Raw genomic sequence first — 26,140 nt, forward strand, 5'->3', positions numbered from 1 at the left:
AGGTACGTTTAAATAAGAACAATAAAAAAATATATAAAAATGAAAGCTAAATTCTTAACCTTGTCCATCTTATTGGCTGGTTCTTGTGTATTGGCTAATGCACAAGAAAAGAAAAATTATTATACGAAGAAGGCTTCAGACAACATCTTTGTGGGTGTTGGTATTGGAGGCATGTCTGTTCTGAATGGCGGCTTGAATACTCCGACCATGAACTTCAATCTCCAGATTGGTAAATATATTACTCCGACTTGGGGTGTACGTGGTGAAGTGAGCGGTTTGTGGCAGAGTCTTGACGATCAGGATAATACTTACTTCGATAAGAGTGCAAACAGCGAGTATCACAAATATTGTAAAAAGTTTGGTGAAATCAACTTGGATGCTATGCTCAACCTGACAACTCTGTTCGGTGGTTATAACCCCAATCGTGTGGTAGATTTCTATTTGTTTGCCGGTCCTACAATGAACCTTGCTTCCAAAGGTACGGAATTTACAGGCGGTATGGTAGGTGATGCTTATCAGCTGGCTGAAAATGATGATATTAAGGCTCGCTTTGGCGCAACTGCTGGTTTGGGTTTGGGCTTCAACCTGAACAAAAAACTGGCTTTGAACGTGGAAGGCCGTTTTGGCGTAACTCCATCTATCTTTGGCGATGCAAGCGACTGTCGTAAGGCTGAAGCTACTGCCCGCGTAAATGTAGGTTTGACTTATACATTTGGTGGTAAGAAGTTTGTGAAGGTTTCTGATATTGACGAAGATGCTATCAATGCTGAAATCAACCGCTACAGAAGCGAGTTGGCTCAAGCTCAGGCTGATTTGGCTAATTGCAAGAATTCATTGGCTAACATGAAGCCGGAAGTTAAGGAAGTTGTCAAGGAGATCCAGACAGCCGGTCCTCGTGCTATCTTCTTCAAAATCGGTAGTGCCCGTTTGGATGATTATGGTAAGGTTAATATTCAGTTGGCTGCTAAGATTCTGAAGGCTAATCCTGATAAGAAATACAAAGTTGCAGGTTACTGTGATAAGGCTACAGGTAGTGCAGCATACAACCAGAAACTCTCTGAAAAACGTGCTCAGGTTGTTTACGATGCTTTGATTGCCGAAGGTGTAGACAAAGATCAACTTGAATTCGTCGGATTTGGTGGTACTGAAAATATGTTCAGTAAGAACTATTTGAACCGCGTAGTGATCCTTGAATAATATACTTTGTTAAAACGAGATTCTGAAGAAGGCGCCTGATTTTCCAGACGCCTTCTTTTTAATCTCTGATTGAATTTATCTGCAATGGTGAAGTTTAAGTTGTGCTTTGTTGCTCTGCTTTGTTGTATGTCCTTTTCTGTTTCTGCCCAACTTACGTATGGCACGACGGGATTGTTGCACGCACCTTCTGCTGAAATGCAGCGTGACAAGACGCTTATGATCGGCGGTAATTTCTTGAACAAAGAATTAACTCCCCCCACTTGGTATTATCATACGTACAATTACTTTCTTAATGTAACGATATTTCCCTGGATGGAAGTGGCATATACATGTACGCTTTTCAAAGCGGAAGCATTGGGATTAGGGCCTTATGGTTATAGCGGATTCACCAATCAAGACAGATATTTCTCGCTTCGGCTGAGGGTTTTAAAGGAGGGATGGCTTTGGAAATACATGCCTGCTGTGGTGGTGGGTACTTCTGATCCTTTTACTTCGACAAACAGCGAAATGGCTCCCACGGAAGGCAATGGCTATTACAGCCGTTTCTACGTTGCAGCTACTAAACATATTCCTTTGGGAAAGGAAGAAATAGGAGTGCATCTTTCTTACCTTTACAACAAACGTAAGGATTATAAGTTGAACGGAGTGGCGGCGGGTATCACCTACAATCCCTCTTTTCATCCCCAATTGCGGTTGATTGCGGAGTACGATTCCAAAGATTTTGCTTTTGGCGCCACTTATCAATTGTTCAATTGCCTGCACTTTCAGGTGGAAATGCAGAAGATGCGATACTTCAGTGGCGGAGTGACCGTTAATATTCATCTGAAGTGAACGGAGTATAAAAAAGTATGAAAGGGATGTTTGATGTTATCAAGCCTCCCTTTTTCTGTATTATATATGCAAGATTAACGGTGGATTTCAAATTTTAATCGTAATTTTGTAGCCCATTATGAGTAGAATATTAGCTATTGATTACGGTAGAAAGCGTACGGGAATAGCTGTCAGCGATACATTGCAAATGATTGCTAACGGGCTGACCACTGTGCCTACGCATGAGTTGCTGGCATTCATCCTTGATTATGTAGGAAAAGAACCGGTGGAACGTATTCTTGTAGGCTTGCCTAAACAAATGAATAATGAGGCTTCGGAAAATATGAAACGTATAGAACCTTTCGTTCGTTTGTTGAAGAAAAAGTTACCGGAAATGCCTGTTGAGTATGTTGACGAGCGCTTTACATCCGTTTTGGCACATCGCACTATGCGGGAAGCCGGGCTGAAGAAGAAAGACCGCCAGAATAAAGCTTTGGTGGACGAGATCAGTGCGACTATTATTCTGCAAAGCTATTTGGAAAATAAACGTTTTATATTATAATTAAGGTATATATACTTATATATATTGATTTAGTAATTTGTAACTTAGAGAAAGAATGATTTTACCCATTTATGTATACGGTCAGCCCGTACTGAGGAAAGTGGCGGAAGATGTTGCTCCCGACTATCCAGATTTGAGAGAGTTGATTGCAAATATGTTTGAAACGATGGATAATGCCGAAGGGGTAGGGCTTGCGGCGCCGCAAGTAGGATTGCCCGTTCGCGTTGTAGTAATTGATCTGGATGTATTATCAGAAGACTATCCTGAGTATAAAGGTTTCCGGAAAGCATATATCAACCCCCATATCCTGGAGGTATCTGGTGAAGAGGTATCTATGGAAGAAGGATGCCTGAGCCTTCCGGGCATTCATGAAGCAGTGAAACGTGGTAATAAAATCCATGTAACGTATATGGATGAGGATATGGTGGAGCATGATGAAATTGTCGAGGGCTACCTGGCGCGTGTGATGCAACATGAATTTGACCATTTGGAAGGAAAGATGTTCATTGATCATTTGTCTCCCTTGCGCAAGCAAATGATTAAGGGGAAACTGAATGCGATGCTGAAAGGAAAGGCTCATTGTACGTATAAAGTCAGGACTGTGAAATAAGCTAATCTTATAATAAGGTATAAAAGGCTCAAAAAATATAAAAAGTCTTCCGTTAATCCCGCCAAGTAAATGAAAAGCATTAAATTTGTTTCGTTTACAAGCATTTATAAGACAAGATGATAAAAAAGATACTGACGGCTTTCCTGTTGCTTCCTACGTTGCTGTGTGCGCAGATCAATACGGAGCGAGTGATGACAATCGCACGCAACGCGTTGTATTTTGAAGACTATGTGCTTTCTATCCAGTATTTTAACCAGGTAATTAACGCTAAGCCTTATTTATATGAGCCTTACTTCTTTCGCGGTTTGGCAAAAATCAATTTGGATGATTTTCAAGGTGCGGAAGCGGATTGCGATGCGGCTATCGATCGTAATCCTTTTGTAGTGGGTGCCTATCAGATACGTGGATTGGCCCGTATCCGGCAGAATAATTATAACGGTGCTATTGAAGATTATCAGACAGCTCTGAAATATGATCCGGAGAATCTTGTTCTGTGGCATAATCTTTCTCTTTGCCATATGCAGAAAGAGGATTATGATGCGGCCAAAGAAGATTTGGGGAAACTATTGAAGATAGCTCCCAGGTACACGCGTGCTTATCTGATGCGTGGCGAAGTGTCGTTGAAGCAAAAGGATACAATACAGGCTCTGAATGACTTTGAAACGGCAATCGATATGGACCGTTATGATCCCGATGGATGGAGCGCACGTGCTATTGTTCGTTTGCAACAGGGCAAGTATACAGATGCCGAAAGTGACTTGGATCAGGCCATTCATCTGAGTGCGAAGAATGCCGGTAATTATATCAATCGTGCATTGGCGCGTTTCCATCAGAATAATCTGAGAGGTGCCATGAGTGATTATGACCTGGCATTGGACATCGATCCCAATAACTTCCTGGGGCATTATAACCGTGGTTTGCTTCGTGCACAGGTAGGTGACGATAACCGGGCACTTGAAGACTTTGATTTTGTCCTGAAGGTGGAACCGGATAATATGATGGCAACTTTCAACCGTGGCTTGCTGCGTGCACAGACGGGTGATTATCGTGGTGCTATCAGTGACTATTCGAAGGTGATTGGCGAATATCCTAATTTTATGGCCGGATACTATCAGCGTGCCGAAGCCCGTAAGAAGATCGGTGACCGTAAGGGTGCCGAAGAGGATGAATTCAAAATCATGAAGATGCAGATAGACAAACGTAACGGGGTTACGACAAGTGATAAGGACGTTGCAGACAATAATCAGGATAACGAGGATACGAGCAAGACGCGTAAGAAATCCGATAAGAATATGGAGAATTACCGGAAAATCGTGATTGCTGATGACTCGGAAGAAGACCAGAAATATAAGAGCGACTACCGCGGTCGTGTTCAAGACCGGAACGTAGCCGTTAAGATGGAACCGATGTATGCATTGACATATTATGAGAAATCGAGTGAAGTGAAGCGCATTGTTCATTTCCATAAATATATTGAGGAGTTGAATCATGAGAAACTGTTCCCGAAACCATTGCGTATTACTAATATGGAAGCTCCGTTGACGGAAGAACAGGTGAAATTCCATTTTGCTCTGATCGATACCCATACTTCGGATATCGTATCCAATGATAGGGATGCAAAGAAACGTTTCCTGCGCGGACTTGATTTCTATCTGGTTCAGGACTTCGCCAGTTCTATAGATGACTTTACGCAGTCTATTTTGCTGGATGATAAATTCTTCCCGGCTTACTTCATGCGTTCGTTGGTGCGTTATAAGCAATTGGAATATAAGAAGGCGGAAGCCGGTCTGACCGAAGGTGTTCCCGGAGCTGCTGTTGATAGTAAGAATCAAGCGGAAGTAACTGCCTTGGATTATGATATTGTGAGAAAAGATTTGGATCATGTCATCCAATTGGCACCTGATTTTGTTTATGGGTATTATAATCGTGCCAATGTGCTGTCTCTGTTGAAAGATTACCGTGGAGCATTGGTAGATTATGACAAGGCAATCGAACTGAATAAAGACTTTGCCGAAGCTTATTTCAACCGTGGGCTGACTCATATCTTCCTGGGCAATAACAAGCAGGGTATTACAGACCTGAGTAAAGCAGGAGAATTGGGTATTGTTTCTGCTTACAATATTATTAAGCGGTTTACCAATACTCGTGAATAACATTTTTTTGCTAAAAAATAAAATATCAAAAAGAATTAGCTATTTTTGCGTTCTGAAAATTGAAATATACACAACATTATGATAAAGATTACATTTCCAGACGGCTCCGTACGCGAATATAATGATGGAGTAACGGGACTGCAAATTGCAGAAAGTATCAGCTCTCGCCTGGCACAGGAAGTGCTGGCATGTGGCGTGAACGGTGAGATTTATGATTTGGGGCGTCCTATCAACGAGGATGCTGAGTTTGTTCTCTATAAATGGGAAGACGAGCAAGGTAAGCATGCATTCTGGCATACCAGTGCTCACTTGCTGGCGGAAGCCTTACAGGAATTATATCCGGGCATTCAGTTCGGTATTGGTCCTGCCATTGAAAACGGTTTCTACTATGATGTGGATCCGGGTGAGGCCACTATTAAAGAATCTGACCTTCCGGCTATTGAGGCTAAAATGGCAGAACTGGTAGCAAAGAAAGAAGCTGTTGTGAGAGAAAGTATTTCAAAAGCGGATGCATTGACAAAATTCGGTGATCGTGGAGAAACTTATAAATGTGAATTGATCTCTGAATTGGAGGATGGTCACATTACTACTTATACGCAAGGTGCTTTTACGGATTTGTGCCGTGGCCCGCACTTGATGACTACTGCGCCGATTAAGGCTATCAAATTGATGTCGGTAGCCGGTGCTTACTGGCGTGGACATGAAGACCGCAAGATGATGACGCGTATTTACGGTATCACTTTCCCAAAGAAAAAGATGCTGGATGAATATCTGGTTGTTCTGGAAGAAGCCAAGAAACGTGACCATCGCAAGATCGGTAGGGAAATGGATTTGTTCATGTTCTCTGATACGGTAGGTAAAGGTTTGCCTATGTGGTTGCCGAAAGGTACTGCATTGCGTCTGCGTTTGCAAGAATTCCTGCGCCGTATTCAGGCACGTTACGATTATCAGGAGGTTATTACTCCGCCGATTGGTAACAAGCTGCTGTATATAACTTCCGGTCACTATGCTAAATATGGTAAGGATTCATTCCAGCCTATTCATACACCCGAAGAAGGAGAGGAGTACTTCCTGAAACCGATGAACTGTCCTCACCACTGTATGATTTATAAAAATTCTCCGCGTTCATATAAGGATCTGCCTTTGCGCTTGGCTGAATTCGGTACGGTTTGCCGTTATGAGCAAAGTGGTGAATTGCACGGATTGACACGTGTACGTAGCTTTACACAGGATGATGCACATATTTTCTGCCGTCCCGACCAGGTGAAAGATGAATTCCTGCGCGTGATGGACATTATTTCTATTGTGTTCCGTTCTATGGAATTTGCCAATGTGGAAGCTCAGATTTCCTTGCGTGACAAAGTGAACCGTGAGAAGTACATCGGTAGCGATGAAAACTGGGAAAGAGCTGAGCAGGCTATCATCGAGGCTTGTGAGGAAAAAGGCTTGACTGCCAGAATTGAATATGGTGAGGCTGCTTTCTATGGTCCGAAGTTGGACTTCATGGTAAAAGATGCTATCGGTCGCCGTTGGCAGTTGGGTACCATTCAGGTGGATTATAACTTGCCGGAACGATTTGATCTGGAATATACCGGTGCTGATAACCAAAAACATCGTCCGGTGATGATACACCGTGCACCATTCGGTTCAATGGAGCGTTTCGTAGCTGTGCTTATCGAGCATACGGCAGGTAAGTTCCCATTGTGGCTGACACCTGAGCAGGTGGCTATTTTGCCTATCAGTGAGAAGTTTAATGATTATGCACAGGAAGTGAAAAAGTTCCTGAAGCAATATGATATCCGTGCAATTGTGGATGAACGCAATGAGAAGATAGGACGCAAGATTCGTGATAATGAATTGAAGCGTATTCCTTACATGCTGATTGTGGGTGAAAAAGAAGCAGAAAACAGAGAAGTTTCTGTCCGCAAGCAAGGGGAAGGCGATAAAGGCACTATGAAATTTGAAGAATTTGCTAAAATATTGAACGAAGAAGTTCAGAATATGATAAATAAATGGTAACTTTGCGCCCACTTGTGAAAGCATAGCATAAATAATGTTCTAAAGATAGCTTTTACCTAATATAAAAAATAATAATTTGGGAGTAGTAAATAAGAAACAAACTGGAAATAGAGGTTATTTAATGAAAAATGACAGCTTAAAAGGGCAATACCGGATTAATGAACAAATCCGCGCCAAAGAAGTCCGCATAGTGGGCGATGAAGTAGAACCTAACGTATATCCGATAGCCCAGGCATTGAAGCTTGCCGAAGAGCGTGAGGTGGATCTCGTGGAAATCTCTCCAAACGCACAACCCCCTGTTTGTCGTGTCATCGATTACTCTAAATTTCTTTATCAGTTAAAGAAGCGTCAGAAAGAACAGAAGGCGAAACAGGTGAAGGTAAATGTGAAGGAGATTCGTTTCGGTCCTCAGACTGATGATCACGATTACAACTTCAAGTTGAAGCATGCTAAAGGTTTTTTGGAAGAAGGTGATAAGGTAAAGGCTTATGTGTTCTTTAAAGGTCGTTCCATCTTGTTTAAGGAGCAAGGAGAAGTGTTGCTGCTTCGTTTTGCCAATGACTTGGAAGACTATGCAAAAGTAGATCAGATGCCAGTACTGGAAGGAAAGAGAATGACTATTCAGCTTTCCCCGAAGAAGAAAGAGACGCCAAAGAAGCCTGCTGCACCGAAATCTGCAGATGCTCCGAAAGCAGCTCCGGCTGAATCAGAAGAATAAAAGAAATGAGTAACGCCACAGGTATAGTGCGTTGCCATATAATTTAAATAATTTAAAAATAAGTAAGATGCCAAAGATGAAGACTAACTCCGGTTCTAAAAAGAGATTTACTCTTACCGGAACAGGTAAAATCAAAAGAAAGCACGCTTTTCACAGTCACATTTTGACTAAGAAAACTAAGAAGCAAAAAAGAAACTTGTGCCATTCAACTACAGTTGACGTGACGAACGTAAGCCAAGTTAAGGAACTCTTAGCAATGAAGTAAAAAAGCGTACAAAGTATTTTAAAGTATTAACCGAATGCATTAGCTTTAAGTCCGTTGCGTGAAGTAATGGCGCTAACATTCAAAAATTAGTAAAACTATGCCAAGATCAGTAAATCACGTTGCTTCAAGAGCAAGAAGAAAGAAAATTTTGAAATTAACCAGAGGTTACTTTGGTGCAAGAAAGAACGTATGGACCGTTGCCAAGAATACTTGGGAGAAAGGTTTGACTTATGCGTTCCGCGACCGTAAGAACAAGAAAAGAAACTTCCGCGCTTTGTGGATTCAGCGTATCAACGCTGCAGCTCGTTTGGAAGGTATGTCTTATTCTAAGCTGATGGGTGCTTTGCACAAAGCAGGTATCGAAATCAACCGTAAAGTTTTGGCTGATTTAGCGATGAACCATCCGGAAGCTTTCAAGGCTATCGTAGCTAAAGCAAAGGCTGCTTAAGTTTATTTAGCAAATAGTTTACAAAGTGCTGATTACGAACGAGTAATCGGCACTTTTTGCTTATAGCGAGGAGGATATAATATAAAATGTCCTGTATGGAGGAAACAAAATCATGTTTTTCCTTGTTTCTTTGACAGAAACTTACTACATTTGTTGTAGAAAATATAGCCGCATTGATTGGATCGGGAAACTCATCAAACTATTATGAAATACCGAGACAAGCTTCGCTTCTCGATGGCGGGCCACGCCCTTCGGGGTAACTTTGAGTCGGTGGATTACAAAGAGGACGAGCGCTCAAATCATGTCATTCGGAGTTTCATCACATCATCGGTGCGGCTTTTTTATAAAGGGGAACGGTAATCTTGGTTGGTTACCGTTCCTTTTTCTTTGTACTTTCTACAATCCAAAGATTTCCACTTAGCCTCTATAAAGTGGTGTCGTAACTCAAATATTGTCAATAGCAAATTTATATATTATTAATGAAAGTCGGTTAGGAGACTGCTTTGGGGTAATGATATGCAATAAAAGAACTTTCGTTTCTTTTGCCAGTGTTTGTTGAGTCAAATGCTACATCTCAGTGCTCCCAATGCTACAGCTTAACAGGACAAATGCCACAGGTTGCAGGCTGCGAAGTGTGGAGTTAGAGATGGCGGACTGTGGCATTACGCTTGTATAAGTGTGGGCTTACGGTTGTGCAAGTGTAAGCTGACGGTTATATAAGCGTAAGCTTTTGGAGCCTGCTGCATGAGGGGCTAAAAAACGGAGAAGCAAAAGCTTCCCCGTTTCTATATGGTGCGAAATATAATTCAGTGAAATAGTATCTATAAATGGATAGTACAAAGATACTGTATCAAAAAGGCGATGTCAAGTATTCCACTGATTATTTTGAAAAAAGGCTATTTTTATTGGTTTTGCCGCAGATCTTTCACTCTGACGGCTTTTCCTTCGCTTTGAGGTAATGAACCTTTCTTCACGAGTTTCAATCTGGGAGTAACAAGTATTTCGTCTTTCAGTTGACGGGTAATATCTTTACGTACCTTCTCCAGTTCAATGTAATTATCAGTAGAAAGATCGCTGAGTTCTACCTCTACAATCATTTCGTCCTGGTTGTTTACGGTCTTTAAGGTAATAAGATAGTTGCTACCTAATTGTGGGAACTGTACCAATACTTTTTCAACTTGCATTGGGAAGATATTTACTCCCTTAATGATAAACATATCATCGCTGCGTCCCTTGATACGGTCGATGCGGAGGTGTGTACGGCCGCAAGGACATTTTCCGGGAAGAATACGGGTAAGGTCGCGGGTACGATAACGTATAAGCGGCATCATTTCGCGATCAAGAGTGGTCAATACCAACTCGCCGATTTCTCCATCCGGAACGGGTTCTCCTGTTTCAGGATCAATTATTTCGACAAGGTAGCAATCTTCCCAGAAATGCATGCCGTTTTGTTCCTGACATTCAAAAGCAACGCCGGGGCCATTCATTTCTGTCATACCGAAGCTGTTATAGGCTTTAACACCTAACATGCGTTCGATTTTCTTGCGCTGTTCGTCTGTATGGGGTTCTGCTCCGATAACAAGTGTTTTTAAACTGGTACTTGTCGGATCGATTCCTTCTTCCTGAATAACTTCTGCCAGGCGAATGGCATAACTTGGGATGGCATGGAGTGCGGTAGTCTTGAAATCTGTGATAAACTTGATCTGGCGCTTACTGTTTCCGGCTGCTGCAGGAACAGTCAGCGCGCCCAAGCGTTCAGCACCGTATTGGAAGCCTAATCCTCCGGTAAACATGCCATAGCCCGAACTGTTCTGGAAAACATCTGTTTTGCGTATACCTACAGTGTACAAGCAGCGTGCTACCAGATTGGCCCAAGAATCCAAGTCGTGTTGCGAGTGGACGATGACGGTAGGAGTACCGGTGGTTCCGCTTGATGAATGAATACGCACACCATCTTCTTGCATATTACCTGATACCATGCCGAATGGATAGCAGGCACGCATATCGGATTTCGTGGTAAAAGGTATTTTCCGTATATCATCCAGATTTTGGATGTCGTCAGCTGTGATGTTATGTTCTTGAAATACTTTTTTATAGTACGGTGAGTTAGCCGCAATCTTTATCGTTTTTTTGAGTCGTTGAAGTTGCAATTCTTGCAACTTCTCACGACTCATGGTTTCTATTTCTTCTTCCCAGTATTTGTTATTCATGGCGGTGTATTTTTGAGGGATCTTACATTAATTTCTCAGCAATTTCCTTTCCGGCTGCGAGTGCTTTAAGATTCATTTCCACTATAGCTTCACCTTTACGTTCGAAGATTTCGCAGATACTGGTCTGTATTTTCTCATAATCGATGCCGAGGAATGGAGTGGTGGCTCCCAGTAAAACAATATTTGCTACACGGATGGAACCTATTTCTTTGGCTACTTTGTCTACATTAAGAATGATCTTGTGAGGTAGTTTATCTAATTCCGCTCTTACGTCAGCTTCTGCCGGATAGTTGGGGATATTAATAAACGGTGTTTCGTTGGTCACCAGCCAGCCCTCAGGACTTAAGAAAGGAAGATAACGTAATCCTTCCATCGGTTCAAGTGAAATAATCAGATCGCATTTACCGGAAGGAATAAGATCGGAAGCGATAGGCTGATCGCTTATGCGCAAATTGGATTGTACATCGCCGCCACGTTGGCTCATGCCATGTACTTCCGCCTGTTTCATATATAGTCCGTCTTTAAGGGCGGCTTTACCGATTACAGTGGCGATAGAGAGGATACCTTGTCCGCCTACGCCGGAAAGTATAATATCTTTTTTCATGGTTTTACTTGTTTCGTTTTTTACGTGCTAAGGTTTGAATACATTCTCTGCGTGGAATGATAACGGATACACCGTGATATTCGATTTCTTCACGGATAATCTGCTTCATCTCTTCATAATTCTTTTTCAAGGGAACTACTACACGGATATGTTCGGGGGCTACGCCAATGCCGGCACAGATAGCCTCAATACGTCCTGTTCCGGCCGAATCCTGGCCGCCTGTCATTGCAGTCGTTTCATTGTCTGAAATGACAATGGTAACATTTGCATTCTCATTGACGCAATCCAAAAGTCCTGTCATGCCGGAATGTGTGAAGGTGGAGTCGCCAATCACTGCTACTGCCGGATGAAGTCCGCCATCCGAGGCTCCTTTAGCCATGGTAATAGATGCACCCATATCTACACATGAATTGATAGCATTAAATGGTGCATTGGCTCCTAAAGTATAACAGCCGATATCGCTGAATACTTTATGTGTCGGATATTCTTCTTTCAGAACCTGGGTGAGTGTAGTGTACATATCACGATGGCCACAACCTTCACATAGTGCGGGTGGACGCATTTCTACGAGCGAAGGAATACCAAACTCTGACTTGTTCTCTTTTCCTACAGCACGTGCCACCTTATCCGGATTTAATTCACCGTCTTGTGACAATGTGCCGTCTAAGCGTCCTTTTACTTTTATGCCGATACCAAGATAGCCTTTAAGTTGTTTTTCTACGAAAGGTTGTCCGTCTTCCAATACCAGAATTTCATCACAGGTCTCTACCAATTGCAGGAGCTGTTTCTTAGGCAATGGGTATTGGCCAATTTTCAATACGGGGTATTCGCAACCATCAGGATAGTTTTCCATCAGATAGTTGTAACCGATTCCACATGCTATGATACCTAACTTTTTATTAGGACCATCAGTATACTTATTATAAGAAGAGTTCTCAGATGCTTCAATAAATTCGGCTTGACGTTCTAATAAAAACTTATAGCGCTTGCGGGCGTTACCTGGCAACAAGATGAACTGGCGAGGGTCTTCACTGAATGACATTTGGTTTTGGGGCTGTTGCGTTTTTTGTTCTACACCGGAACGGGAGTGTGCCAGACGGGTGACCATACGCATCAATACCGGTTCGCCAATCTTTTCAGAAAATGCGAATCCATTATAAACCATATCATATGCTTCCTGCTGATTGCTTGGTTCGTACATGGGTATCAATGAGAAATCACCATAAAAACGGCTATCTTGTTCATTCTGTGAGGAATGCATGCTGGGGTCATCCGCAGCTACTACAATTAATCCACCTTTTATACCTGTAACAGCTGAATTGATAAAACAGTCGGCAGCTACGTTCATACCTACATGTTTCATGCAGACTAATGCCCGTTTACCGACAAATGACATACCTAATGCAGCTTCCATGGCTGTCTTCTCATTGGAGGCCCAACGGCTATGGATATTCTGTTCAGCCGTAATAGGCGCCATTTGAATGTATTCTGTAATTTCTGTGGAAGGAGTACCGGGATAGGCGTAAACACCTGAGAGTCCGGCATCTAATGCAGCTTGTGCAATGGCTTCATCGCCAAGTAAGAGTTGCTTGCTCATATCTGATTATTTTAATGTTAGTCATGATTATTAAAAAAGGAAATAATTTGCGTCTTTCACTCGCAAATATAGGCTTTTGCTTTTATTTTATCATGATTTTACTTGAAAATCTTTCTTTCGTTTAAAGCATTCCAATATTTTCTGGCATTTTTCATGTGATCAGCATAATTGGAAGCAAAATTGTGAGTACCTGAGAAATCTTCTTTAGCACACATGTAAATGTAGTCGTGTTTGGCATAGTTCAGTACTGCATCGATACCTATAGGTGAAGGTATACGTATGGGACCCGGAGGCAGGCCTGCATTTAAGTATGTATTGTAGGGTGAGCTGACATTCAAATGTTCATTGGTTATTCTTCTTAAACCAAAGTTTTGGAGGGCAAACTTTATTGTTGGATCTGCCTGTAATGGCATACCTTTGTGTAAACGGTTAATATAGAGTCCGGCAACCATTGGTTTTTCCTCGTTGTTATTGGTTTCCTCTTCAACAATAGAGGCCAGGGTAGAAACTTCTTCCGGCGTCATTCCGATAGATTCAGCTTTAGCCAATCGTTGCTGATTCCAGAATTTCTCATGCTCTTTCTGCATACGCTTGAAAAATTCGTCTACACTCATATCCCAGTAAACTTGGTATGTTTCCGGAATGAATAGGCTGGACATTGTTTCTTTTTTATATCCCATCCGCTTCTGGAATATAGTGTCATTCATTACAGTAGCAATTTCTGTAGAATCGATCATTAACTGCTTGCCAATACTGCGGGCAAGTCTGTCTAAAGTGCGTACGTTGCTAATAGTTAGATTGATAGGTTCCTGATATCCCCGGTATAAACGACTGAAGACATGATACACATTTTCTCCCGGGCGAATGGCATATCGTCCGGTGTGGATAGCCGAATCATAATTGCGCCATCGGGTCATCCAGAGAAAACCTGTGAAACTTTTCGGGTGTCCTTGTATTTTTACTTTATTATATATGGAGTCTATTGTATCGTCTTTGTCGATATAAATATAAGTAGTCTTTTGGGGATGAAATTGTGGGTAGAATATATAATAATAGAATGTTCCGGCACAAGCTACGCCCATAAGGAACAGGATTACCAAGCCTCCTATGAGAATTTTTTTTGTCTTCTTTTTCATCTGTTTCTGAAGTTATTTTAGTCTGGCAAAGGTAAGAAGAATCTATGAAATAAAAAAAGAGATGCATAAGCATCTCTCTTGAAAGAAAATAAAACAGTACCGGCTGAAGACATTCATCATATCATTTCATTTATGAGTAGGGATGACCCGCAGCAACGGTTATTCCTTGCCTATGATTATGACAACCTGATGAGCCTTTGTAAGCAATGCCATCAAGCAGTACATAATAAAAAAGGGGAATAGATAACTATTCCCCAAACCTTTGTACGGTTCAAGACAAAGGCGGTGTCAGATAACATTCAGTATTAACTTACTGAAAGAGAACCGATTTTAGGGACTATCCGTGTGGAATGTATGCGGGTATTGGATTTACCTACAACCTTTTCCAGTTTTAGTTGTTATATAGCATGTAGAAGTAATACTTATTTTTGATAAGTTTGTGCCTCGACTCGTAAGGGTCGGGGCTTTTTCTTTAAATGAAAACCCCGTAGCGGCTCAACTACGGGGCGGTGTCAAACAAAGTCCTTAACTGAGTTTAAGCGATGTTTGGTTAATCATTACGCTAATGTCTTTCAAAGCGTTTTGAAACGTTTGAAATTCGTTCTCAGTAAAGCGAGCCTTTTTCCCGTTAACGGTATAACCGTTTATTCGCTGATACAACCAATTACGGCTTTTACCGAAATACTTTTTTGCAATATAGCTGAAAGAAATAACTTCCGGCAATTCTCCAAGCCTTTCTCGCAAAAGAATTTCATCAACGCGGTCACACCATTTGTTTGTTTCTGTAATAGTGTTATCTATTCCGTTTTTTATTTGGCTGATATACTTCTCCTGTTCGCTTGGAGACATACCGTCTATTCGCTTCTGGCGTTCTTCTTGAAATTGCTTTCTTTCATTTGGCGACATCTTTTTAAAGCGCTCAAATTCTTCTTTCATTTCCGAAGTTGGTAAACAAGCATCAAAATCTATCATATATCTTTTTTTTAAGTCCTCCCCGTAGGGAGGGCGGTTAATTACTCTTTTTCCAGTCTCTTTTTGATTTCATTAACTCTATCGAGTATTTCATTGACATGTTCGTCGTACTCTTTAGAGTTTTGAATCACTTTTAAACCTGTATGGAACTCAAATAACAGTTTGAGATTTTCTAGTTCCTTATTCTAACTCTTCTCTTTCTTCATTTTCCATCATTTAAACATTAAAATTAAGAACTCTTGTTTGACACTATAAATATAATATGCTTTTGCTTATTATGCAAGATTTGGGGGATTACTTTTTCTTTTAGACCTTAATTATATATGCAATTTACATCATCATCATTTGCATTTGATTTCGCAGATTTATAAAGTCTTCAAATATTTTCGGCTGTTTAGTGTATTCTATGACTCGTTGTATAGCTGCATCTGCTTGCGATTGTTTAACTTTCACATAAGAGTTAATAGTTATGTTTGTCTTAATTGAATGCCCTAGACAATACTCTATAATGGGGTAGGGTATTGCGATTTCAGATGCAAACTGTGCAAATGTCTTGCGAGCAGAGTAGAATGTGAGATTACTTTTAATATTTAACTCTTTAGCCAACAGCTTTAGGCAGCTATTGATATAACAACACATGTTTGTATAGGTATAATTATAGCCTAAATCTAAACGTCCGTTTTTCCCTATATACTTATCTATAATATATCTTGCTTCTGGCTGAATGGTTATTCTGGTTATACGGTCTTTTCTCTTATGTGCACCGCTTTTCTGTCTGATATAGTTTATTTCTTTTTGACTAAAGTCTATCTGTACGATGTCGGCAAGGTTAATCCCTCCCAAATAGAATGACAGCAAAAACATATCTTTCGCAAGGGTTAGCCGTTTGCTTTGGCTTGTATCGGCTTTGATTATTTTGCCGAAGTCTGTGATATTCACATCTAAATCTTTAGGTTCGCTGGTGGATAATTTGGTGTATGCGAATGGGTGCTTTTCGCATTTGATAAGACCGTATTTTATTGCTTCGTTCACCCTTGCTTTGATATGGCATAACCGTATCTGTCTATTCCCGTCGCTATATCCTTTTCTTTTCATATATGTGTCAAAGTGTTCTACCGTGATGTTATTCATTATAACGAAGGGAACTTCACCCTCTGCAAGTAGAAAGATGCGCAATGTTTCCTTGTGCATCTTAGCATAGTTTATTCTACCTTCTTTTTCAAACTCTGATATGCGTTTTCTGAAAAATGCAGTAAATGTCGTCGCATCCTGCGTTATCTTATCTTGTTGCGTTAGTATCTGCTTTAATTGCGTTGCTGTGTAGACATCGTAGTTATCTATCTCTCGCATACGTTCATTATACTTTTTGAGTTCAAATAATATGCGTTTGTTCATCATTACCGTATCGCTACGAGCTACGATTTTACCGTCATACCATTGGCATAGGTCGGGTATCTCATAACCTGTTTTGATATACGCCTTTTCTTTCTTTGCTGCAATGCGCACAAAGATAGGGTACATTCCATTTGCAGTTTTTTTGCTGCCAGTACTGTTAATGATAAACTATTAAGTTTTGCGACACCCTTTTAGGACACCCTTTTTGCTTCATGGGTGAAAACAGTGTCGTTTTTTTTTAATAGCATGAGACTATTTGAAGAGAAGAAAAAAGACTGATATTCAGTAAGTTAAATATCAGTCTTCTGAGAGCCGCTAGCCAGACTTGAACTGGCGACCTACGCGTTACGAATGCGTTGCTCTACCAACTGAGCTATAGCGGCAACGGCTTTTTGTTTTACGGGGTGCAAATTTACAGCTTTCTTCGAAACTATGAAATGAAAAGAAGATTTTTTTGAGAAAATTTTTCCTGAAGTTGCTTTCGGGGGTTGTTCTGCCATTTTCCTTTTAAAAAAATTGTTTTATCAATATAAAAAATCCATCTTTGCAGAAACGTATACCAACTTAAGATCTGACAATAATTATGAACCTAAAAATATATTATAGAAATCTTTCATCCCATATTGCATCTAAATGGACGATTCTGGCTGTTGATACCTGTTTGGTTGTGATTTCTATGCTTTTAGCATGCATACTTCAATTGGGAATTTCTTCCATAATATATAAGGTATCATTATATATATGGATGATTCTATTTTCCCTCTTTTGTAATCTGTGTTTTTTTTCTGTTTTCCATACCTATGTTGGAGTTATTCGTTTTTCCTCGTTTGTGGATATTTATAGGGTGTTTATATCTCTTACAATAAGCTATGGCTTATTAGGTATTGGTAATTTTTGTTGGTCGGCTTTTGAATTTGGAGAAACATTACCGAATGGGGTTGTCTTTATAGCATATATTCTCAATTTTACTTTTATGGTATGTCTGCGCATTTTGGTTAAAATGCTGCATGAGGCTTTGTCTTTCGATGATCGGCACTGCGTGAATGTATTTATTTACGGTTTTCGTGGAACGGGAGTTAATATAGCTAAATCTATGCGGGTAAGTAGAAACAATCATTATCGTATATGCGGTTTTATTTCAGATGAACCTTGGATGATAGGTAAGCATACGATGGGATGCAGGGTTTATGCCAATGATAATAGATTGTTTGAGCATTTGAAAAGAAAGAATGTGCAAACGGTTGTTGTGACACCGGATAAGCTGGCGGATTTAGAATCATCCGGTGTAATGGAGCGAATGTTGGCTCAAAATATTCATGTAATGACAGTGCCGCCTTTGAGTAATTGCCTGAATGATGGGGTTATAAAAGATATTCAGATAGAGGACTGGCTTCGTCGTGAACCTATTCAGGCTGATATTCGCAAGATCGCTGCCTATATTGAAGGACATCGGATATTGGTGACAGGGGCTGCCGGTGCAGTAGGACGTGAGATAATTCGCCAGTTAGCAGCATTGAATCCCTACCAGTTGATATTGGTTGATCAGGCTGAATCTCCTTTATATGATGTTCAATTAGAATTATCAGATCACTGGAAAAATCTTGAAGTGAAGGTGCTGGTGGCAGATGTAGCGAATTATAGTCGGATGGAAGCTATATTCAAACAGTATATGCCACAGTTAGTATTCCATACTGCTGCTTATAAAAATATTTCTATGCTAGAAGATTATGTTACCGAGGCGCTGCAGGTTAATGTTTTGGGAACTAAGAATATAGCGGATTTATCGGTTAAATACAAAGCATATAAATGTATGTTAATTTCTACGGATTATGCTCTATCTCCGGTACATGTAATGGGATATAGCAAACGTTTAGCTGAAATTTATATGCAAGGACTTTCACAAAGAATCAGGAGGAAGAAACTTCCTGCTAAATTATGTATTGTTCGTTTTGCAGATGTATATCCGGAGGCTCCCCGTAGCCTGATGACTTTGTCGGAAGCTTGCATGCTGATATTGGAGGTTGGAAATCTCGGAGAGAATGGAGGAATATATGTATTTGAAAAAGAATCGGCATGCGAAACCGAAGCTACATGTTATGAAAGAGTGAGAAAGAGTAAGGAGGATATTGTAGGGGCTGATATGGCATGTAAACAGATTAATTCTTTAGTTGAAAAATGTGAATCATATGAACCACTGACAATAATTAACGAAATGAAAAAAATAATTTCATGTATTGTTGAACATTCGGTAGATGCCTGAACCATTGATAGTAACCGTTTTAATTTCTTTTTCCAAAATTTAGATGTAAAATAAATGAGCGTTATGAAATAATATGCTACCTTTGTGCCCGATTATATTAATTATAGAAATTCTAAAGATTAATCAAATATTTATGCGCAGATTAATAACACTATTCTTTTTAATTTTTATCCTTTCTGGGGTGGCTATGGCACAGCAGATGTCGGATGATCAGGTTATTCAGTACGTAAAGGAAGCACATAAAAGTGGAAGAAGCCAGAAGCAGATAACTACTGATTTGTTGCGTAGAGGAGTGACCAAAGAGCAAGTCAGCAGGATACAACAGAAAATTTCAGAAGATGACGGTGTAAGTAATAAATCCAATGAAATACATTCTCAAACTCGTCAACGCGCTTTAGCCGATGATAAGAGAAGACCGGCTGATGATGATAAGGGAGAGTTGAGGAGAACTACCGATTATTTGGAAGCGGGAATCTCTGATAGAACTTTAGATACGAGGATGGATGGTAATTCTCCTGTAGACAAAACTTCTCAGATATTTGGTCATGATGTATTTACGAATCGAAATTTAACGTTTGAACCGAGCATAAATCTAGCTACTCCGATAGACTATCGTTTAGGACCCGGTGATGAGGTCATTATTGATGTTTGGGGGGCTTCAGAGAATACGATTCGCCAAAGCATTTCACCTGAAGGTACTATTCAGGTGAGTGGTTTGGGGCCTGTTCAGTTAAGTGGAATGACAGTGAAAGGTGCTAATGAATATTTACAACGTGAATTCTCAAAAATATATTCAGGAATATCAGGGAATGAACCTACTTCCCAAATAAAATTGACTTTGGGAGATATCCGGACTATCCAGATTAATATAATGGGTGAAGTTGCCGTTCCGGGCACTTATACGCTATCTTCTTTCTCTTCTGTTTTCCATGCTTTATATCGTGCCGGTGGTATCAATAATATTGGTAGTCTTCGTGGCATTAAGGTGGTACGAAATGGTAAAACTATTGCTGATCTGGATGTTTATGATTACCTTATGAAAGGTAAGATGAAGGACGATATTCGTCTTCAGGAAGGAGATGTGATTATTGTTAATCCTTATGAATCTCTGGTAAAGATAGCAGGTAAGGTAAAACGTCCGATGTTTTATGAAATGAAGCCGACTGAAACAGTGGCTACTATTTTGAGTTATGCCGGTGGCTTTACCGGAGATGCTTACAAGAAAGCGGTACGTATTATTCGTAAAAGTGGTCGGGAACATCAGGTCTATAATGTAGATGAGATGGACTATTCTGTTTTTCGATTGGACGATGGGGATTCTATTTCTATAGATGCGGTTCTGAATCGTTTTGAAAATCGTGTGGAGATTCGTGGGGCTGTTTATCGTTCTGGTTTGTATGAATTGAACGGAACTGTAAATACTGTAAAACAGTTGATAAAGAAGGCTGAAGGTTTAAGAGGCGATGCTTTTTTGAATCGTGTGCTTTTGGATCGTGAGAATGAAGATTTGTCTCATGAAGTAATTGCAATTGATTTAAGTGGTTTACTAAAAGGAACAGCAGCAGATATTCCTTTGCAGAAAAATGATGTTCTATATGTGCCAAGTATTCATGATTTGAAAGAAGAAGAAACTATATCTATTCATGGTGAAGTTGCAAATCCGGGTACATTTCTTTTCTCGAATAAGATGACTATAGAAGATTTATTGATTCAGGCTGGTGGTTTATTGGAAGCTGCTGCAACGATAAAGGTGGATGTTACTCGCCGTATTAAAGATCCTAAGAGCACTTCTTTTAGTAGTGTTTTGGGAAAAACCTATTCATTTGATGTTAAAGATGGTTTAGTTGTAGGTGGGGAAGATAATTTCTATTTGGAACCCTTTGATGAAGTATATGTCCGTAAAAGCCCTGCATATCGTAAGCAACAGAATGTAGTTGTTGCTGGTGAAGTGCTTTTTGGCGGTAATTATGCCTTGGTGAAAAAGAATGAACGTTTATCTGACTTGGTTTCAAAAGCGGGTGGAATAACTCCTGATGCTTATGTAAAAGGAGCACGCCTAATTCGTAAAATGACGGAAGAAGAACGGCGTCGTCAGGCTGACGCTGTTAAGATGGCTCAAATGGGAGAAGGAAAGGACTCTATTTCTGTTGAAAAATTGAATATTTCGGATACTTATACTGTTGGTATCGATTTAGAAAAAGCTATATCTAATCCCGGTAGTGATTTTGATTTGGTTTTGCGTGAGGGAGATGTTCTGTTTATTCCTGAATATATTAATACGGTAAAAATAAGTGGGGCAGTTATGTATCCCAATACTATATTATATAAGCGTGGTGAGAATTTGCGTTATTACATCAACCAGGCAGGTGGTTATGGTAATCTGGCTAAGAAGAAAAAGGCCTATGTTGTATATATGAATGGTACAGTATCTCGTCTGAAGTCTCGCGATAAGAAGGCTATAGAACCGGGGTGTGAGATTATTGTTCCCAGTAGGGAAGAGAGGAAGCGGATGAGTGCTGCTGAAATTTTGGGTATGGGTAGCACGACAGCTTCTATCGCTGCTATGATTGCAACTATGGTTAACCTCTTTAAGTAATAAGCTATGAGCGAAGAAAATAAACTGAATGCCCCCAAAATACAGCCGGAAGAACAGGAAATAGATTTGATTGAGCTTGCTGGAAAGGTGTGGGCAAGTAGAAAATTGGTTTTTAAAGCATGTGGGTGTGCTGTGCTGGTGGGGCTGATTGTGGCATTCAGTATTCCGAAAGAATACTCTACAAGTGTGACACTGGCACCGGAAACAGGTGGTAAATCCGGTGGAAGCAGTATGGGAGCATTGGCAGCTATGGCAGGTATCAATTTGGGGGCTTCTAGTGGTGAAGATGCTCTTTCACCGGAACTTTATCCTGATATTGTAAATTCCACCCCCTTTCTGATTGAACTTTTTGATGTAAAGGTGAAGGATCAGGAAGGCAAGATTGATACGACGCTTTATGCCTACTTGGAAAAGCATCAGCGTGGACCTTGGTGGGGAGCTATTACTTCGGCCCCTTTTAGAGCATTAGGTTGGGTGGTGTCCTTATTTAAAGATAAAGAAGAGGAAAGAGGCGAAACAGCTAAAACCGATCCTTTCAGACTGACTAGGGGAGAAGCTGCAATTGCAGGTGCGTTAAGCGGACGTATTGCAGTATCTGTGGAAAAGAAAACGGGTGTTACGACTTTGTCGGTTACCATGCAAGACCCTTTGATTTCAGCTTCATTGACAGATACGGTAATGCGTTGTCTGCAGAACTATATTACAGATTATCGAACCAATAAGGCACGTCATGATTTGGCTTTTACCGAGAAACTATATAAAGAGGCTAAAGATAATTATACGTCTGCACAATCAAAGTATGCATCTTTTGTTGATGCCAATCAGAATATAATTCTATTAAGTTTTCGTGCTGAGCAGGAGCGTTTGCAGAATGAAATGAATTTGGCATATAATATATATACTCAGGTTGCTCAACAATTACAGATGGCTAAGGCTAAGGTGCAAGAAATTACTCCGGTATATACAGTTGTACAGCCGGCAACGGTGCCTTTACGGCCGGCTAAACCCAATAAAATGATGATTCTCATAGGCTTTGTGTTCTTAGCAGGAGTAGGCAGTGTAGGTTGGATCTTATTTGTGAAGGATTTATTAAAAGGATGGAAAAAGCAAACAACAATATGATGATGGATGAAAATGCGCGTTGCTGGTATATCTTGTATACAGCCCCAAGATTGGAGCGTAAATTGATGCAGCTTTTAACTGTTGCAGGGTTTAAGACTTATTGTCCTATGCAAACAATATATATTAACTGGAATGGGAAAATGAAGGAATTTGTAGTTCCTTTTTTCTCAGGTTGTGTTTTTGTAGAAGGAGATTTGAAGGATATAGCTCCTGTTGTAGCATCTCAGAAAGCCGCTTTTTTAGTGGATACTGATGGCAAAGAACTTTCTATTGTATCAAATAAAGCAAACCTTTTAAGTAAGTTTGCTCAATTGTTGAAGTAATGATGAAGCTGATTTCAGAAGAATTATTGGACGGGGTAACTCATGATGCTCAGGAGAATTCTCGTTTACGAATGAATTATAATTTTCATGAGTCTTTAGATGCACCTATTCACCGTCTTCTTAATGCCATGGAGCCGGGAACTTATCTCCCTCCTCACCGTCATGTAGATAAGGAAGAAACTTATATTGTTCTGCGCGGAAGTCTGATAGCGTTTTTCTATGATGATATGGGCAATGTGACGGAAAAAGTTAATCTGAATCCATCAGCTGGAATGTATGGAGTGGAAATTCCTTCCGGTACCTGGCATAGTATTGTAGTTTTAGAGTCTGGTACTGTTATCTTTGAAATAAAAAGTGGCCCTTATAAGCCACTTCCACCAGAAGATGTTGCGCCATGGGCACCTGCACCTTCCGATGTGGAAGGCGCGGCTATATTTATGAAACGAATGTTGGAGGTCTAGTTTGTACCTTCAAACATTCGACTTCGTGCCAACATGCATGCCCCAACAATACCCGCCTTGTCTTTTAACTTAGAGGCTGTAATGACTGAGTCTTTATTGACGAGGTTTAGAGAATACTTTCGTACTGCTGTTCTGATGGGTTGGGTAATGTAATCTTCAGTCAGAGATAATGTTCCTCCGATTATTACTAATTCGGGATTGAAGATATTTATAAGTCCTGCTATTTGTTTACCTAATTTTTGCCCTATCTCTTCTACAATTTCAATACATAAGAGGTCTTCTTTATTCACCGCAGCTATAATTTCATCCAGTGTTATTGGAGTTTCCATATTTACCCGGTTGGATAAAATAGAATTTTCTCCTTTTAGTATCCGTTCCAGCAGAGTACGATGTAATGCAGATCCGGAAGCTTCTGTTTCCAAACAACCTTTTTTGCCACAATGGCAAATAATCTCATTGTCAAATGTATTCACATGTCCAAACTCTCCGGAAAATCCTGACTTTCCTTTATAAATTTTTCCGTCTATAATGATTCCGATTCCTAATCCCCAGCTGATATTAACAAAAATAATATCTTTCTCTCCTTTTACACATCCTTGCATATATTCTCCGTATGTCATGGCTCGTGTATCATTATCAATCGTTACAGGATAACCGAGTCTTTCACTTAATACATCTGCGAGGGGACGTTCTTCAAAATTAAATTGGCTGAAGCTATATCCTGATTCGGGATTTACTCTTCCCGATACGTTTACATTAATATTCAATATCTTTTCCGTATCTATCGGGAGTTTTTTTATGAAATTGAGAATCAGATTGCAAAGTTCGTTCATTCCCTCTAAGGAGTTTTCAAAATTATAAGGTATATCCATTTTAAGTTCTACCATATCGCCTTTGAAATTTATTAATCCGATATTGATAGAGAATTTCTTTATGTCTACTCCTATGAAATAGCCTGATTTGGGGTTTAGTCCATATAAATTAGGATGTCTTCCTCCGCTTGTTTCCAGTTTGCCATAATCGTTTATGTATCCTTCGTCATACATTTCTCCAATTAGCTTAGTAACTGTAGGAACACTTAAATCTAGTTCTTTTGAAAGATCAGGAATTGTCGAACTACCATTATATATATAATAGGTAATAATCCTTTTTTTAATAAGGGCATTCTTAGACCCTATTTCTATTTCTTTTAAAAACTGCTGATACATATATCTTGTTAATTTCATTATTTACCACAAAGATAATTAATATTTTTATTAACCTCAATCTTTTATAATGGAAAAGAAAGCATTTGTTCTTTTATGATTCAATTCATGCTTAGTATATTAAGCTTTATTCCACCTCATTTTTTATATTTAGTTCGTATTCATTTCTCTTTTTTCTTTATTAAGAGTTAAAAATAAGGCCTTATTTAATTAAATACTAATGAAAATGAGATTTTAATAATAAAATAATTTATTATCTATTGTTTATTTAATAAATATATCTATATTTGCATCGTATTATAAAGAAGAAACGTTTTATAATAATAAAGCTTAAACACAGGATTCAATAGGTTAACATATATAATATACAGAAAGGAATACTATGAAAACAAGTAACCGCAGAGAATTTTTAAAGAAAGTCGCCTTAACAGGAGCTTCCGCTTGGGTAGCTCCTGGACTGCTGGCCACTGAAGCAATGGAGAGCACTTCATTTGCTTCAATACAGAAAAGCGATGTTGATCAGCTTATTATTCCTAAAGAGAATGGTTTAAAGATTACCGGGACTTTTTTGGATGAAATATCACATGATATTCCTCATCAAAATTGGGGCGAAAAAGAATGGAATCAAGATTTCCAGCACATGAGAAATATAGGAATTGATACTGTTATCATGATCCGTTCCGGCTATCGTAAGTTTGTCACCTATCCTTCTAAATATTTATTGGGTAGAGGATGTTATATGCCCTCTGTTGATTTAGTAGACATGTACCTTCGCTTAGCGGAGAAATATCAGATGAAGTTTTATTTGGGTCTGTATGATTCCGGAAAATACTGGGATACGGGTGATTTGTCATGGGAGATTGAAGATAACAAGTATGTGATCGATGAAGTCTGGAAGCAATATGGTGAAAAATATAAGAGTTTTGGTGGCTGGTATATAAGTGGCGAGATCAGTCGTAAAACCAAAGGGGCTATTGATGCTTTTCGTGCAATGGGAAAACAATGTAAGGATGTGTCTGGTGGTTTACCTACTTTTATTTCTCCTTGGATTGATGGAAAGAAGGCTGTGATGGGGACTGATAAGTTAACTAAGGAAGATGCTGTTTCAGTTCAGGAACACGAAAGAGAATGGAATGAAATATTTGATGGAATCCATGAAGTGGTTGATGCATGTGCTTTTCAAGATGGGCACATTGATTATGATGAATTAGATGCTTTCTTTACAGTAAATAAAAAGCTGGCAGATAAATATGGAATGAAATGCTGGACAAATGCGGAGACGTTCGATCGTGATATGCCTATAAATTTCTTGCCGATCAAGTTTGATAAGCTTAGAATGAAATTAGAAGCTGCAAAGAGAGCCGGCTATGATAAAGCCATTACGTTTGAGTTCTCACATTTCATGAGTCCTCAGTCTGCTTATTTACAAGCTGGACATTTATATGATAGGTATAAGGAATACTTTAATATCAAATAA

Annotated in this window: 23 protein-coding genes and 1 tRNA gene; 16 read left to right on the forward strand and 8 right to left on the reverse strand. The window is 39.8% G+C overall.

The genetic code is table 11. The features are described from left to right. Positions 1-39 precede the first annotated feature (39 nt). The 9 genes from DW182_RS01900 to rplT all read left to right on the forward strand — a co-directional run bounded on the left by DW182_RS01900 (position 40) and on the right by rplT (position 8,782). Positions 40-1,197: an OmpA family protein gene (locus DW182_RS01900; RefSeq protein WP_118294452.1), complete on the forward strand. Its 1,158-nt coding sequence runs from the start codon at positions 40-42 to the stop codon at positions 1,195-1,197. An 84-nt stretch (positions 1,198-1,281) separates the two neighbouring features. Further along, entirely contained in the window at positions 1,282-2,028 is a 747-nt protein-coding gene (locus DW182_RS01905; protein WP_118294453.1) for a YjbH domain-containing protein, read from the forward strand. 118 nt (positions 2,029-2,146) lie between these two features. Then, positions 2,147-2,569: a Holliday junction resolvase RuvX gene (gene ruvX / locus DW182_RS01910; protein WP_118294454.1), complete on the forward strand. Its 423-nt coding sequence runs from the start codon at positions 2,147-2,149 to the stop codon at positions 2,567-2,569. A gap of 55 nt (positions 2,570-2,624) precedes the next feature. Beyond that, positions 2,625-3,179 carry a peptide deformylase gene (def, locus tag DW182_RS01915; protein WP_118294455.1) on the forward strand — a complete coding sequence of 185 codons (555 nt, stop codon included), beginning with the start codon at positions 2,625-2,627 and terminating at the stop codon, positions 3,177-3,179. A gap of 116 nt (positions 3,180-3,295) precedes the next feature. Beyond that, positions 3,296-5,332 (forward strand): tetratricopeptide repeat protein, encoded by a 2,037-nt coding sequence (locus tag DW182_RS01920; RefSeq protein ID WP_118294456.1) that lies wholly within the window; start codon positions 3,296-3,298, stop codon positions 5,330-5,332. Positions 5,333-5,410: 78 nt separating this feature from the next. Then, a complete protein-coding gene (gene thrS / locus DW182_RS01925; RefSeq protein WP_007663740.1) occupies positions 5,411-7,351 on the forward strand; it encodes a threonine--tRNA ligase in 1,941 nt (646 codons plus the stop codon). A gap of 121 nt (positions 7,352-7,472) precedes the next feature. Further along, a complete protein-coding gene (gene infC / locus DW182_RS01930) occupies positions 7,473-8,069 on the forward strand; it encodes a translation initiation factor IF-3 (protein ID WP_007663738.1) in 597 nt (198 codons plus the stop codon). A gap of 67 nt (positions 8,070-8,136) precedes the next feature. Beyond that, the gene (gene rpmI, locus DW182_RS01935; protein WP_007214084.1) at positions 8,137-8,334 is read left to right on the forward strand and encodes a 50S ribosomal protein L35; all 198 of its coding nucleotides are present in this window, start codon (positions 8,137-8,139) and stop codon (positions 8,332-8,334) included. A gap of 97 nt (positions 8,335-8,431) precedes the next feature. Continuing rightward, a complete protein-coding gene (rplT, locus tag DW182_RS01940; RefSeq protein WP_007214085.1) occupies positions 8,432-8,782 on the forward strand; it encodes a 50S ribosomal protein L20 in 351 nt (116 codons plus the stop codon). 902 nt (positions 8,783-9,684) lie between these two features. Here the strand turns inward: rplT and DW182_RS01950 are convergent. The 4 genes from DW182_RS01950 to mltG all read right to left on the reverse strand — a co-directional run bounded on the left by DW182_RS01950 (position 9,685) and on the right by mltG (position 14,329). Then, the gene (locus DW182_RS01950) at positions 9,685-10,992 is read right to left on the reverse strand and encodes a phenylacetate--CoA ligase (RefSeq protein WP_118294457.1); all 1,308 of its coding nucleotides are present in this window, start codon (positions 10,990-10,992) and stop codon (positions 9,685-9,687) included. 22 nt (positions 10,993-11,014) lie between these two features. Then, on the reverse strand, positions 11,015-11,596 hold the full coding sequence (locus DW182_RS01955; RefSeq protein WP_007663722.1) for an indolepyruvate oxidoreductase subunit beta: 582 nt from the start codon (positions 11,594-11,596) through the stop codon (positions 11,015-11,017). Between the two features lie 4 nt (positions 11,597-11,600). Then, positions 11,601-13,193 (reverse strand): thiamine pyrophosphate-dependent enzyme, encoded by a 1,593-nt coding sequence (locus DW182_RS01960; protein ID WP_118294458.1) that lies wholly within the window; start codon positions 13,191-13,193, stop codon positions 11,601-11,603. 98 nt (positions 13,194-13,291) lie between these two features. Then, positions 13,292-14,329 carry an endolytic transglycosylase MltG gene (gene mltG, locus DW182_RS01965; protein ID WP_118294459.1) on the reverse strand — a complete coding sequence of 346 codons (1,038 nt, stop codon included), beginning with the start codon at positions 14,327-14,329 and terminating at the stop codon, positions 13,292-13,294. Positions 14,330-14,407: 78 nt separating this feature from the next. On the opposite strand from mltG, the gene DW182_RS01970 reads away from it, so the two are divergent. Further along, a complete protein-coding gene (locus DW182_RS01970; RefSeq protein ID WP_118294460.1) occupies positions 14,408-14,572 on the forward strand; it encodes an HNH endonuclease in 165 nt (54 codons plus the stop codon). Between the two features lie 282 nt (positions 14,573-14,854). On the opposite strand, the gene DW182_RS01975 is transcribed toward DW182_RS01970, so the two are convergent. The 3 genes from DW182_RS01975 to DW182_RS01985 all read right to left on the reverse strand — a co-directional run bounded on the left by DW182_RS01975 (position 14,855) and on the right by DW182_RS01985 (position 17,079). Beyond that, entirely contained in the window at positions 14,855-15,301 is a 447-nt protein-coding gene (locus tag DW182_RS01975) for a DUF5053 domain-containing protein (RefSeq protein ID WP_118294461.1), read from the reverse strand. Between the two features lie 330 nt (positions 15,302-15,631). Next, positions 15,632-16,822 carry a phage integrase SAM-like domain-containing protein gene (locus DW182_RS01980; protein WP_118294462.1) on the reverse strand — a complete coding sequence of 397 codons (1,191 nt, stop codon included), beginning with the start codon at positions 16,820-16,822 and terminating at the stop codon, positions 15,632-15,634. Positions 16,823-17,006: 184 nt separating this feature from the next. Beyond that, positions 17,007-17,079 (reverse strand) — tRNA-Thr (locus tag DW182_RS01985). Between the two features lie 200 nt (positions 17,080-17,279). Here DW182_RS01985 and DW182_RS01990 point away from each other — a divergent pair. The 5 genes from DW182_RS01990 to DW182_RS02010 all read left to right on the forward strand — a co-directional run bounded on the left by DW182_RS01990 (position 17,280) and on the right by DW182_RS02010 (position 23,458). Continuing rightward, a complete protein-coding gene (locus DW182_RS01990; protein WP_118294463.1) occupies positions 17,280-18,956 on the forward strand; it encodes a polysaccharide biosynthesis protein in 1,677 nt (558 codons plus the stop codon). 133 nt (positions 18,957-19,089) lie between these two features. Continuing rightward, positions 19,090-21,552, forward strand: coding sequence for an SLBB domain-containing protein (locus tag DW182_RS01995; RefSeq protein WP_118294464.1), 2,463 nt, complete (start codon positions 19,090-19,092; stop codon positions 21,550-21,552). A gap of 6 nt (positions 21,553-21,558) precedes the next feature. After that, positions 21,559-22,674 (forward strand): GNVR domain-containing protein, encoded by a 1,116-nt coding sequence (locus DW182_RS02000; RefSeq protein WP_118294465.1) that lies wholly within the window; start codon positions 21,559-21,561, stop codon positions 22,672-22,674. Next, the gene (locus tag DW182_RS02005; protein ID WP_118294466.1) at positions 22,650-22,997 is read left to right on the forward strand and encodes a UpxY family transcription antiterminator; all 348 of its coding nucleotides are present in this window, start codon (positions 22,650-22,652) and stop codon (positions 22,995-22,997) included. Before DW182_RS02000 ends, DW182_RS02005 begins: the two co-directional genes overlap by 25 nt. 2 nt (positions 22,998-22,999) lie before the next feature. Then, positions 23,000-23,458, forward strand: a complete 459-nt coding sequence (locus tag DW182_RS02010; RefSeq protein ID WP_222706573.1) for a WbuC family cupin fold metalloprotein — start codon at positions 23,000-23,002, stop codon at positions 23,456-23,458. On the opposite strand, the gene DW182_RS02015 is transcribed toward DW182_RS02010, so the two are convergent. Continuing rightward, positions 23,455-24,666, reverse strand: a complete 1,212-nt coding sequence (locus DW182_RS02015) for an ROK family transcriptional regulator (RefSeq protein WP_118294540.1) — start codon at positions 24,664-24,666, stop codon at positions 23,455-23,457. The two genes, DW182_RS02010 and DW182_RS02015, sit on opposite strands and share 4 nt — an antisense overlap. 379 nt (positions 24,667-25,045) lie before the next feature. On the opposite strand from DW182_RS02015, the gene DW182_RS02020 reads away from it, so the two are divergent. Further along, positions 25,046-26,140, forward strand: a complete 1,095-nt coding sequence (locus DW182_RS02020) for a DUF4434 domain-containing protein (RefSeq protein ID WP_118294467.1) — start codon at positions 25,046-25,048, stop codon at positions 26,138-26,140.

Origin of the sequence: Bacteroides sp. AM16-24, from assembly GCF_003471885.1 — a bacterium.
Lineage (GTDB): Bacteria > Bacteroidota > Bacteroidia > Bacteroidales > Bacteroidaceae > Bacteroides.